Source organism: Halorhabdus tiamatea SARL4B (assembly GCF_000470655.1).
GTDB classification, from domain to species: domain Archaea; phylum Halobacteriota; class Halobacteria; order Halobacteriales; family Haloarculaceae; genus Halorhabdus; species Halorhabdus tiamatea.
The window spans coordinates 962,927-975,668 of record NC_021921.1; the positions used below are offsets into that span (position 1 = coordinate 962,927).

The following is a 12,742-nucleotide window of genomic DNA, read 5'->3' on the forward strand; positions in this document are numbered from 1 at the left end:
ATCTATTCAGAAAAATATCGGTCGTGTCGCAAAGCGGTCTAGAGTTTGCCTCTGGTACTCTCAATTGAGAGGTCACAGCTCATTGCTGTTTTGGTCGATCGCTGGAGCAGTTCATCAAGGAACGCCTGGTAGTGCTCTGGATCAGCGTACTTCACCAGCCGAAGCTGGAGTATCGCCTCTAATCCCTCCGTTGTCCAGCGCATCCACTGGTTCTTGCATCGCTTGCTGACTTCGCCCATCAGCCGTTCGACGGGGTTCGAGGTCCACGGCACCTCGAACCCCTCGACAGCCTGCTCGGCAAACGTCACGATCGACGGCACCCACCGCCGAAGATACCCCGCAGCCTTCTCTGACCCGTACTGATCCAACTGCCACGCTGTCTTCTCGATACGCTCGGTCGTTCGCGCGATCCGCTCGCGGATCGCCGCGAACTCCTCTTCCGGCCGGTGCTTGGCGACCGAATTCTTCAGATGGAACACCTCGTCGATCACCTCCGAGACGATCTCGTTTCGTCGATCCAAGGAGAACACGCCGTCGTCCCAGAGGTTGTAGTCCAGTGTTCGGCCGACGTGGACGAGATCAAGTTGGTGATTGCGATTTTCGTCGGTAAAGGCCGTGACCATACCCTCCTCAGCGTCACTGACGACCGTCGCGTCGTCAGTGACTGCGTCGATGTCGTCGAGGTCGGCGGCTGTCTCGTCCCAGTCAGCGTTGACCGAGAGATCCAGCAGGGAGCGGGACTCCTCGGCAGTATCTTTGCCGAGCGTGGCTTGGACGGAGTGGTACGAGCGGTCGTCGTCTTGACTGTGACACTTCGTGGCGTCAGGAATAACCGCATCAGCGTCTGTGTCAGCGACACAGTCTGGAAGGAACTGTTTGAGCTTGCTGCCGTATTCTCTGGCGCGGCGGTTGATCGTGGTCGGCGACGGCATCTCCGAGAGGATGCCGTCGCCGTGGTCAGCGGCGTCACGATAGCTGAGCGAGGTAGCGAGATCGACGCTCTTGGCCGCAATGTCCTGCTGATAACGGTTTTCTCCGTCGAAGCTAAGAACATCTTCGACGGGGCGGAAGTAGCTGGGTTCGTCGTGGTCAGCGGCGGTATCTTCGACGTAGTGAAGGTCGAATTCGTGCTCACCGGCGGTTGTGACGGCCGTGCGGGTATCGGTACCGGCGCGTTGGTAGCGCTGGTCACCGTTGCCGTGGGCGTGTTTTTCACCACAGAGCGCCTCGACGCGAGCCGCGTCGAGGCTCTCGACGAGTCCTTCGAGAAGAACTGATTCGATGTTCTGATCGGTGATGAACTCGGCAAGCGTGGCCAGCGGTATCGTTTTGTCGTCGTCGATGCTAACGGTCAACCGCACGTCGATTGTGGCGTGCATGGGGCACCTCTCGGAGTGGACACCAGAGGCGTCCCCTTCCTCAGGGGAGTCAGTTACTGAACTCTAGAGGACTTTGCGACACGACCAAAATATCAGGGCGATTCAACCCACTTTTCCGGATTGAATATGAGTTGGTTTTTTATACTATTATTATTAATTTCATTAATATCACAAAATACAAAATTACCACCGGAGGGAGCATACGTTGCGACTACACTTACATATTTATTTGGTATATTCCTTTTCATAACGAATGGTGAGAGATCCATCTCTGCTAAAAGGTGGTCTTTTGTACTAATTTCCGCATTTACTGTGGTGGTATTTTTAAATACATTAGTATATCCTTCAACTTTTAATTCTACCCGATTAGTAGTATTAATAACCTTTACTCTATTGAATTTCTATCTCATCTCATCAGTAATTAACCTCAGTCAATTCCTCTATGCTGTGAGTCGGGTTGGTGCGCTATTAACGGTGATCGGAGTTCTCCCACTCATTGGGTTTCCTACTCAAATTGGATTTATTGACATTTCTTTATGGGGGTTCTTCTCAGATTTGAATATCCCCATTATCACTAGTGTTTTTGTGAATCCCAACCAGCTTGGCTTCTTTATGTTTGTTGGGACAGTAGGAGCACTCAGAGAACAGTCAATATCAGATTCACGCTTTTCAACGGTAATACTGGGAACGAACGCGCTTGGTCTTATGTTGAGTCATTATAGGGGAGGGTGGACTGCTTTACTTGCAGCACTTGGACTTTGGTATGTGTATCATCTCTTTGGTCGTAAAAGCCTGATACTCATCACAATCAGTGGGATCACCACGATCGCAGTCGGATTGTCTTTGCTATTTGGTATTATTCCTGGACCACAGATACTGACAGAGATATCACTGAATGGACGACGTGAGCTATGGATAGCAAGCATTCATGCCCTCCAAAATAACCTCCTAGCCGGTCAAGGGCTTGCAGGAACTGCTGAGATCGTTGGCAATCCCCATAATTCATATCTTCGTATGTTTGCTTCATTTGGCATAATTGGTGGACTCATATATACATTTCTGGTAGTTGGAGTTACAATTGAAAGCACTCGTGAAGCGATATCAATTGAAGCATTACTGCTCACTACACTTTTAATGGGAATGTTACTCATCCAGATATTTAACCAGTTATCTTTTGTTGGGATATCTATGCGTTCAACTATAATCGCTATATTTATGGGATACCATATGTCCAAGTGAGTGATTATCATATGTTAATTGTTGGGCGGTGGTGCAGAATAGTTCTCAAGGCCTCACTCGGCGGATTTCGATCGCCGAGATTGTCTTAACCGGACCGACGTTCGGAGGGCAATAATGGCTCATAGCAGAGCGAAATCTTGTCTCACTCAAAAACCGAGATCGGATAGCTCAGGGGGTGTGAAGACTTCTGCACCACCGTCTAATTGTTATTCAACATAGCCAAGGCTTTCTAGCCTGTTTGAGACAACAGAGGCTTGAATCTTGTCCATATCAGAACTTCTGGATTCCTTAGTGATTTCTCGTCGATCTCCACTCAGATACACAAACCACGGTACACGAACAACAGGATCATCGTACAGCCCGCGTGGATGACCCCACTCTCGGATCGGAATCGGCGATGCCCGTTCTCCAACGTAGTTCCCATGATCCGCCGTAACGACGGACTTCCCTGAAATGTTGTCAAGCAATTCTTCAACGTGTTCAAGCACGTATTCGAGATTATCCGTGTATATTGACCAGAGTTCTTCACCTGAGACATCGAGTTCGCGTTTAAACTTCTGATTCCACACGTTTTCCTTGGATGGCCCGTCGCCCTTGCCGTCGATCTGCTGAAGATGCTCCTTGTCGAAGTCCGTCTCTGCAAGGACAAATGGGTAATGTGGTTGCATATAATGGACGACGAGGCGCTTGTGTGGGAACTTCTCAGCCGCTTCCAGTGCGGCTTCGGTCATCGTTTCGGCACGGACAGTGCCCGTTTCGTCGTCCCAACCCTCGTCGAGCCAAACGTTGATCATCTCGTGGAGCTGGATGTCCCATCGATCGCGGTTCTCTTCGAGTTGGGGGTTGGCCGTCACGTAGACCGTATCGCGGAGATCTCGTCCGTCGAAGTTGGCCTGCAGCCATTCTACGGTTGAGGAGCCTTTCGAGATACGAGAGGAGAGAGTCCCTTCGAGTTGGCTAGCCGATTCGAACATATCGTACCGACAGGCGTCGAGAACGACGAGGGTATCCCAGTCTTCGTCAAACACATCGATTCCTGCCGTGTTTTCTGAACGAAATCCTGATCGTCGATGGAAAAGACGATTGAACCCTCGCGCGAAGAGTCGAGGATTCTGAAAGGCTCGTCCAATCCGACTGATCGTATCCATTGCTAAGTATCCCAGGGATCGATGTCCAATCTGATTAATCTCTCTATTTCTTCTGGTTCTGTATGTTTGTTAGTCAGATTCCGCTACAGTGAAAGATGGCGCTTAAGATTCCGGAGAGGTTCGTATGTAAACCTGCCACCGAGCGCTGCAACAAAATAGAGCCATCCGCGAGTCTGTATCGGGTATTTGATGAGCGAGCGTACAAGTGAAATCCTTGCCTGAGAATAATAGCCATTCGTTAGTGCATTATATCCGATCCGGAAATCTAAAGATGCCAGAGTTTGTCTACCTTTTATCACTCCAACTTCAGAATTGAGTTCGACTAATTTCTCATATAGTATCGGATATGAGATCTCTCGCTTTTCTTTATAATTTTTGCTAATGCGATTGTCGATATCAAAGTACTTCACTACGAGTGGTTTCGAAACTGACTCCACAGACCACTCTTCGGCCACGTCAAGATAGAAATACCAGTCTTGCCAACTAGGTAATTCTTCGTTCAATGAGATATCATTCATTACCTGTGAACGAACCATTACTGATGAGAACGTTCCAATGAAGTTCCCCCTCATCAAACGTGCCAACACGTCGCCGCTGTGTTCAGGAATAGAGCGTCCAGTGATGTTGCCGTTTGAATCATTATGGACAATACCCGTGTAAACGAGTCCGACTGATTTAGGAGCCTGCTCAAATACCTCAACTTGACGTTCGAGTTTTGCCGGACGCCATTCGTCGTCTGCATCTAGAAAAGCGATATAATCCCCCTTTGCGACTTCGACACCAGCATTCCGAGCAGCGTTTGCTCCCTGGTTCTCTGAGAATCGGAGATAACGAATTCGGTCCTCAGAGAAAGAATCAACAATCTCGGGGGTCTCGTCAGTTGATCCATCATCAACAATGATCACCTCGCAGTCGTCGAACGTCTGGTCAAGGACACTCCTTACTGCCCGTGGTAACACAGAGGCACGGTTGTAAGTGGGAATGACAATACTTACTGTGGGCATTCTTTTCTGGATAGTAGTAGCAATTGCATATATCTGTGCCGAAGAAGATTAAGAAGGAGTGATTCTGTTATATATGGACCACCAACACGCATCGTCCGACAACTAAGCTTCAATAAGTATCTCTCGGAGCCCCTACTGGAAGCTCGTGTTTCGTCTGCGGGCGACACGCAGACACTCAAACGCCGACTAGACCGTATCATTCCACACAGAGACATTCGACGAATACATACGATAAAGACCTCGTGGGTAAGCGACCGAACATTGAGGACCTGCTGCAGTCGCTCGAACCCGACGACGCGTTTTATGATATCAGTTCAATATTGGCACAAATGCGTGCTTTGCAGCGTCGAAACTCGGACTGAAGGCTATCATCGCCTTCGAACCGGAACCGAAAATCGCAACGCGACTATGAGAGAACCTCAAGTTGAACGATCGGGACGCGCAGATCGTCAGGTTCACGCTATCGGATACCAACGGGGCTTTTGTCAACGCGCGCATTCCCTTCACCCAATGAGTCTTGTCGAACGGTTTCGAGAATTTGAAAGCGAACATGCAACCTTCGAAATCGAAATCGAAAATGTACCCATCTGGGAGAGGATCCGATACAGTGTCTTCCGAGACATCGAACAACAATTTGGGACCGGGCAAGCACATACTTCGATTGATTTAGACACGAAGGACAATCTCCAGGGGGCAAAACTCTGGCTTCGGAATCTTGTATCGAAGAACCCCTATTTGGCCCCGTCAAGCGACGTACTGGTCGTTGGCCACCCACGACGAAAGAAAGAAACCGACGGCTGCTGGTGGGATATCTATTGTGACCCATTGCACGAATACTGTTCGCTCGATAGTGTTCATTTCGAGAAACCGTATCTCCTTGATCACCGATCACCCGCAAAGACAGAGTCGCTACGCTATCTTGAGCTCGTAGAATACAACGGGACGATTCTACGAAAGCTGGGTCTTTGTAATGTTGATCTCGATACCGACGAGTTATCATGTCTTAGAGGACTCGAAGACGATATCCAACGCCAATTCGATGTAGGTGCCGATATTAAATCTCGAGTACAGCGTCTTCTACAAAACCGGAAATGCCGGCTCCCGCTCTACAAACGACTCCTTGACCGTGTCAATCCGGAGATTGCTGTTGTCGTCGTCAGCTATGGGAAAGAGACGTTTATTGAGGCGTGCAAACAGAAGGGAATTCCAGTTGTTGAATTGCAACACGGTGTCATCTATCCGGAGCATTTTGGCTACACATTCTCAGGAGAGCGGACGAAAACGACGTTCCCCGATTACTTGCTGACCTGGGGAGAATTCTGGAAAGACGATGTTGAATTCCCGATTCCAGACGAGAGAGTAATCCCTGTCGGATATCCGTACCTTGAGGAATCGATCAAGAAGTACGATAACGTTGAGACGAAACAACAGCTACTGTTCATCTCCCAAGGAACGATCGGAGAACAGCTCTCAAAATTCGCGATAAACGTTCAACAATATTCCGAGATTGACTATGATATTGTATATAAACTGCACCCCGGGGAGTACGACCGGTGGCAAGGCGAGTATCCGTGGCTAGTTGACGCGGAGCTCGAAGTTATCGATAGCTCAGAGCCGCCACTGTACAACTTGTTCGCCGAATCAAGCGCACAGGTAGGGGTTGGTTCGACAGCAGTCTACGAAGGACTTGCGTTCGAACTGGAGACGTTCGTGTATGATTGTCCCGGATCAGAAGTGCTTCAGCCACTTGTGGTTGAAGGATCTGCACAACTGATTTCGTCTTCAGAGGATTTAGCAGCGTCTCTTGGATCTATTAAGAGTATGTTTAATCGAGAATACTACTTTGAACCTAATTCGACTGAGAATACATGCAGAACTCTGAGTGAGCTAACGGAAAATGCAACACTGTACAAGCAATGATGGTGCGATAGGCCGAGCATCCTGCGAACCTTCTAGTGAAGGAAAACGGGTTTAGCAAGTGAGCAAGATAGGAGAAGTATGAGTAATTCGCGTCCAAATATTCTCTGGATCACGCTTGATAGTGTCCGTGCAGACCATGCATCACTCCACGGTTACGAGAGAGATACGACACCCCACCTCTCTCGGATCGCAGAAGATGAAAGAGGGGTTAACTTCGATCACGGCATCGCACATAGTACGAGAACCCCAGTGTCGGTACCGTCGATGTTGACTGGGCTATATCCGTCTCGTCATCAAATGATTGGGACGAAATCCGGAAATGTGCTTCCTCCGGAAATGGTGACGGCACCGGAGTTGCTATCTGATATTGGATATCATACCGTCGGGGTCTCCGAAAACGGCTACGCAGGCGTTGCTAAAGAGTTCGACAAACGGTTCGATGACTTCGTGAAGTCGTCTCCTTCTAGCCTGAGTGACTTTATCTCCTACCAACAAGCATTGAGCTTCCTTAAATATTCTTTGCAGACACGCAAACATGGACCAGGACTGTCAGTTGATGTGGGAGCCCACGGAGATCAAAATTCGTTTTTTACTACGGATATCACGAAACGAAAGCTCCGCAATGCATCCGTGCAGGACTGCCCAATTTTCGCCTACGTTCACTATAACGATCCACATCATCCATACATCCCTCCACTCGCGTATCGTGACGAATATCTCGAGGACATAGATGTAAGCGCTGACGAAGCAGTTGCCTTCGCGGAACGAATGCACGAGGACCTCTACAAATGGATTGCAAATGACCTGCCGTTATCAGAAAAGGAATGGGAAATCCTGTATGCGATGTACGACGCGACGATTAGGTACACCGATGCAATGGTTGGTAACCTCTTTAATTTTGTGCAGGAGCAACTTGACGATACGATAGTTGTCATTACAGCAGATCACGGAGATCTCTTCGGAGAATATGGTCTTCTCGGGCATCATATGGTGCTTCACGATGGAGTCATTCACATCCCGTTAGTTACCCACGGGCTTGAGGGAGTCATCGATCACTCTGAGCAACCAACACAGCATATTGACGTAATGCAGACGCTGCTCGCTGCTGTCGGAGCGGACACGACACAGTTCCAGGGATACGATATTCGGGACGAATCTCGGGACATAGCGATTAGTCAAGATCTACGAGGGACGGTTGAGAACGGCGATACAGCGAACTACGAACGGATCCGACAGTATAATGCGGATGTCGATCTCTCACACCTTCCCAAGTCGATGGTTTCGTCGTTCCGGACCACGGAGCACAAACTTGTTCGGACAGATGAATGGACGCGACTTTATGAACTCCAAGACGAGACGACAGACGTGTCCGACGAATATCCGGATGTTCTGGAAGAGTTGGACTCATTCGCAGACGACTGGATGGCAGCAGAAGGACAATCGTTTAAAGTAGATCCGGAAGAAGCTGATCTTTCTGAGCAGACGGAACAGCACCTTCAAGACATGGGATATATGTGAGTTTGAGACCTGATTATCCGGTTGAAACTGCGTCGAGAGCTTAATGAAACATCCCCACTTCTTTGAGGTGTTCATAATGATCCATATCCCGGTAATCGAAGATCTCCGCAGGATGACCGCCAGCGATAGCACCTTTAGGAATGTCTTGTGTTACCGTTGAACCAGCCTGTATGATAGCACCCTCCTCAATTGTGACTCCGGGGATAATTGTTACACGTGCACCAAGCCAGACGTTATCTTGAATCTTTACGCTCTGGTAGACGTAGGTATCATCGTATGGAATCGCATTTCCATCATCATACTTATGATTTCGTGTTAGAATCAGACAGCCAGGACCGGAGTGGAAGTTATCCCCAATCGTTACCTCTCCTCCACCTCTGATACGGAGTCCGTTGAAGTTAACGTTATTACCAAGTGACGTCTGTTCTGTCACCCGGCTCGGCCCATTTACTTTGAGATCAGTTCCGACAGAGTCTGCTGTCGCTGCCACCCGCTGAGTGTAATATCGTGGTTCGAGTCGATGCTTGATATAAAGTGTTGCTGTTATTGCAGTCAAGACAATGCCGTTGGTTCGAAGATGTTGCATGCCCTTCCACAAAAGACCGGTCATACTGCTCAAGAGAGGCTTATTAAATATATAAGACACGCAATTGACCTATGTTTGTATAACCGCGATTACAGCTATATTCAATGCCTGCACCAGCTCAACCCGCCACCTGGGCAAGTAATATATCCGCTGTACGTGTCATCCCAAGGATGTAACAGCGAGATTGCCTGAACATGTGATATTATCTGTTGTTTCGAGCGACTCGCCTGAGCTCCTCGTAGGGATCGCGACCATATTTACGCCATACTTAGGTGTTTTGAACAACAGATTTCGTAAATATGACGAGAAACTAACCAAAATTGGTCTCTGGCATTAAAAGGATGTCACAGAATACATCTGCCATCGAGCTATCTATCAAGCGTCTCAAAGGGTAAGCTACTGAATTGATGCACAACGTTCCTCAAAGTTGATTGTTGGTTTCGAAATGTAGAATTGATTATAAATTAGAATCCTCATCACTAGATTTTTGTGGATTCTTTGCCAAGATAAAAGACGTTGAGATATGACGTCAGTCTGACCTTTAAGAAACCCCGACCGGTGTGCGAGCCACGGTCGCAGCACCGATGCGTGACTTTCGCGGATATTGATGTGAATGTCTCTATCAGCATATTCACTGTCGTGATCAACTACGTAGTTCCGGTCGAAGGTGTCGACGTCATACAGCAGTTCGTATGCCCGAAATCCGTCGATACAGCGAGTAGCGACTCTTGACTATGGTTGTCGATCAGAAGTTACACAGTTGCATATTTGGTGAATTTTGTAGGATTCACGCAATAGTTATTTATAGTATGATCAATAAGTGTAAAATTTAGTTATTGTTAGAATTATCTGCCCAAAGATTGTTGCTGTACACAATTGACCACCTCAACGAGATCTCTGTCGAAGAACTCCAAGATGCTCTTGACAATGTTGACGGAAACAAGCCGACACAAAGGTTATTAGCGACGATTGCGTACACGAACGGTGTGACGTAGACCGAACTTGTCGAGTGGCACGACACTGGTCGAAGAACGATCTATAGCTGGCTTATGCGACTTGATACGGACGAACCGCTTGAGCAAGCTGTGTCTGATGCTCACCGATCTGGGAGAACCGGAAATTCTCAGAATTACGTCAAGAAGAGTTCGAACAAATCGTTCACGAACCTCCCGAGGAAGTCGGGATCGACGCGCCGGCGTGGACGCCGGCGCTCGTCCAGCAGTATCTCGAAGAAACCTACGGCGTCGAGTACTCCTATCCGAGTTGCCGACGGTTGTTGAAAGAAGCTGCATTGAGTTATCAAAAACCGCGCCGTTCAACCGTCGAAGCCGAAGAATCCGACACAGAAGCATTTCACGACGAGCTCAAAAAAAAAGCGAGCGGAGATGGACACCACAGTAGTCTGCATCGATCAAACAAAGAAATCGGTCCAAGTCGAGCCGCGTGCCGCGTGGTTTCCGCGCGACACGCGGCCCTCCGTCGAATTGTCCGGACAACGCGACTGGACGTGTCTGCTGGGCGCGATTACCGAAGACGGTGAACACATTTTCTCCCGATTCACCGAGTGCGTCACCGCCGAACACGCGAAACATTTCATTCTCGTATTTTGTGGAGAATTCGAAGATGACTTGATCGTCGTGCTAGATGGAGCGCCGGATTTCCAGACGTCGGCCGTCACGGACCTGGCGGCCCGTGACGACCTCGCTTTCGTGATGTTCCCAGCGTATTCACCGGTACTGAATCCAGTCGAAGAATGCTGGAGACAGCTACAAAACGCGCTTAGTAACCGTTTCTTTAATGCCCTCACTGAGTTAACGACCACGATCGATGAAGCTCTCGAACAACTTTCGACCCCAATAGTGAGAAATTAATTCTAACGTCTACTATAGTTATTTGTCACCCGCATACGAACAGCACCCACGGCCTTCGAGTCCGGAAAAGATAAAAATTATTAAATTATACCAATTCATGTGATGTGATCGAGAACATGTCGAGTATTTTGGCAAACTCTTCGGCGTGATAATTCTTTCAATCTCTTTAATGATAACTATAGTGTACTTTTAAATATGTCTGATTGGAGTTACAGAATAAATATATAAATTTCAAAGTCACCTCCGCTACATTTTCCAAACCCTAAAATCCCATATTTCTAATCCGATTTTTGATTTTTTTCTTTATTGACTCATTATCTACAGTATCTACCCAACCGGTATTCACATAGTTCACATCAGTATATCCCCACTTATTAAGGAAGTATTCGAACGAATCTTGATTCTTTGAGTTGGAATTACGATTACTGGTATAGTAATTATCACCCCCCGGATAGTGGCGAATCAGAACGTCAGGACAAATCCCAAATTCCCAGTTGGTCTGTTTCCAATGGCCAATATAGAAGTCAGCATGTTCCCAACCGATAACATATTCTTCATCCCATGAGTAGTCCATAACTGCTTCACGCCGAAATACGGCTGCGTTTGGAATGAAATCCCAAGGAATAAATGATAAACCATGGATGAACTCGACTTCTTTTTTAGGAGTGATGAATTTTAGTATATCACCACCGTTTGATTCGTCAAAATCCCGACAGCCATCATATATTCGCCCGTGATCTGGTTCAAAAATCAGCCCACCAATCCCCCCAAGCTCTTCTTGAACTCGTAATATTTTAATTAAGTCCATTATATCAGGAGGAAGAACATGATCAGTATCTACAATAAATAAATAGTCTTCTTTTAATTCATTCACAATTTCATTCCGCCCTTTTCCAAGCCCTGCATCAAATTCTAAATCAATTATAGTTAATTCAAAACTCCAATCTGAAGAGTAAATAGATTTTTTATTACTAGTCATTTTTCCATCGTCCGCAACAATAACTCGATCAATCGGATGTGCTTCTACAGACTTCAATAAATTCCTCAGGTCATCATCTCGGCTGAATACCTTTGTCCCAAGAGCGACGGACATATAGTAGAGAAAGTCGTCGTCCGTAATAAGAAGGCCGGTACAAACCGATAATTACCCTCAGACAGTGTTGTTAACTCCATCCAAGATGAATATAATCAGCAAGGCGATAAACGACTATCGTACAAATGGGTTGAAGTCAGTCCTAAAAAAGGGATCGAATTATATACCAAATCCAGTCGTTATGGGAAAATCAATATATCTATATACTCGATCTATATACCCAGGATATATTACATATAAAGGAGTGGATATATATATTAAAAGCCCGATTGCTCGGCATGGCTTGTCTAGATTTGCACAGAAAAGGTATGAACATCAGGAGGCAAAGCTTATAAGACAACATTTGCCAGAAGATCAACCAGTAGTAGAGTTAGGAGGCGGATTGGGGTTTATATCTGTATTTATCGACAAGCATATATCGCCAGATCATCAGCCAACTGTCGTTGAAGCAAACGAAGACCTAATCCCAATGATTCATACTACGGCAAAATTAAATAATTCAAATCTGTCGATTATACACGCAGCATACTCGCCAGATACTAATGAGGTGGATCTCATGCTGTCAAATGATTTTGTCGCAAGCTCTACAGAAACAAATCCCACACAGAATCCTGGGATACAGAAAGTTCCGACAATTTCACTTGAGGATCTATCGGAGGACCTACAATATGACGAATACTCTCTGATATGTGATATTGAGGGCGCTGAATTTAAAATGGTTTACGATGAGGACGAGATTCAGTATATTACTGAAAATTTCTCAACATTAATAATTGAAATTCATGGATCAGATAGTCAACAGAAAAACTTGAGAAACGATCTCTGCAAGGCAGGATATCATAATGAAGATTGTAGCGGGAATGTTTATGTGTTTAAAAGAAAGCAGCCTGAATAAATTGAAGTATTCGGCTTTGGTAAACCGCCAAGCGGGTTTTTGTTTCACTGAGTCACTGCTTGCTTGATGCTGTAGACTGCACGCATCAA

Annotated in this window: 10 protein-coding genes and 1 pseudogene; 6 read left to right on the top strand and 5 right to left on the bottom strand. The window is 46.9% G+C overall.

Translation table 11 applies throughout. From position 1 onward, the window contains the following. Positions 1-38: 38 nt before the first annotated feature. Entirely contained in the window at positions 39-1,379 is a 1,341-nt protein-coding gene (locus HTIA_RS04920; protein ID WP_008524214.1) for an ISH6 family transposase, read from the bottom strand. A 126-nt stretch (positions 1,380-1,505) separates the two neighbouring features. Between HTIA_RS04920 and HTIA_RS16240 the strand changes: the two genes are divergently transcribed. Continuing rightward, a complete protein-coding gene (locus HTIA_RS16240; RefSeq protein ID WP_020936084.1) occupies positions 1,506-2,618 on the top strand; it encodes an O-antigen ligase family protein in 1,113 nt (370 codons plus the stop codon). A 206-nt stretch (positions 2,619-2,824) separates the two neighbouring features. Here the strand turns inward: HTIA_RS16240 and HTIA_RS04925 are convergent, their stop codons facing one another. Both HTIA_RS04925 and HTIA_RS15695 read right to left on the bottom strand, forming a co-directional pair. After that, positions 2,825-3,646: an alkaline phosphatase family protein gene (locus HTIA_RS04925; RefSeq protein ID WP_008524269.1), complete on the bottom strand. Its 822-nt coding sequence runs from the start codon at positions 3,644-3,646 to the stop codon at positions 2,825-2,827. A gap of 203 nt (positions 3,647-3,849) precedes the next feature. After that, the gene (locus HTIA_RS15695) at positions 3,850-4,770 is read right to left on the bottom strand and encodes a glycosyltransferase family 2 protein (RefSeq protein ID WP_008524268.1); all 921 of its coding nucleotides are present in this window, start codon (positions 4,768-4,770) and stop codon (positions 3,850-3,852) included. A gap of 510 nt (positions 4,771-5,280) precedes the next feature. On the opposite strand from HTIA_RS15695, the gene HTIA_RS04930 reads away from it, so the two are divergent. Further along, entirely contained in the window at positions 5,281-6,690 is a 1,410-nt protein-coding gene (locus HTIA_RS04930) for a hypothetical protein (protein ID WP_008524267.1), read from the top strand. 78 nt (positions 6,691-6,768) lie between these two features. Continuing rightward, on the top strand, positions 6,769-8,208 hold the full coding sequence (locus HTIA_RS04935) for a sulfatase (RefSeq protein WP_020936086.1): 1,440 nt from the start codon (positions 6,769-6,771) through the stop codon (positions 8,206-8,208). 40 nt (positions 8,209-8,248) lie between these two features. Here the strand turns inward: HTIA_RS04935 and HTIA_RS15700 are convergent, their stop codons facing one another. Then, positions 8,249-8,641 carry an acyltransferase gene (locus HTIA_RS15700; RefSeq protein ID WP_198408535.1) on the bottom strand — a complete coding sequence of 131 codons (393 nt, stop codon included), beginning with the start codon at positions 8,639-8,641 and terminating at the stop codon, positions 8,249-8,251. 1,336 nt (positions 8,642-9,977) lie between these two features. Here HTIA_RS15700 and HTIA_RS17095 point away from each other — a divergent pair. Beyond that, positions 9,978-10,097: pseudogene (locus HTIA_RS17095) on the top strand (winged helix-turn-helix domain-containing protein); the annotation flags it as partial. Then, on the top strand, positions 10,093-10,665 hold the full coding sequence (locus tag HTIA_RS17100) for an IS630 family transposase (protein ID WP_242401916.1): 573 nt from the start codon (positions 10,093-10,095) through the stop codon (positions 10,663-10,665). The pseudogene HTIA_RS17095 and the gene HTIA_RS17100, both read left to right, overlap by 5 nt. A 262-nt stretch (positions 10,666-10,927) precedes the next feature. On the opposite strand, the gene HTIA_RS15710 is transcribed toward HTIA_RS17100, so the two are convergent. Next, the gene (locus HTIA_RS15710; protein WP_008524263.1) at positions 10,928-11,758 is read right to left on the bottom strand and encodes a glycosyltransferase family 2 protein; all 831 of its coding nucleotides are present in this window, start codon (positions 11,756-11,758) and stop codon (positions 10,928-10,930) included. 85 nt (positions 11,759-11,843) lie between these two features. On the opposite strand from HTIA_RS15710, the gene HTIA_RS15715 reads away from it, so the two are divergent. After that, positions 11,844-12,653, top strand: coding sequence for an FkbM family methyltransferase (locus tag HTIA_RS15715; protein ID WP_021029639.1), 810 nt, complete (start codon positions 11,844-11,846; stop codon positions 12,651-12,653). The last annotated feature ends 89 nt before the right edge of the window (positions 12,654-12,742 follow it).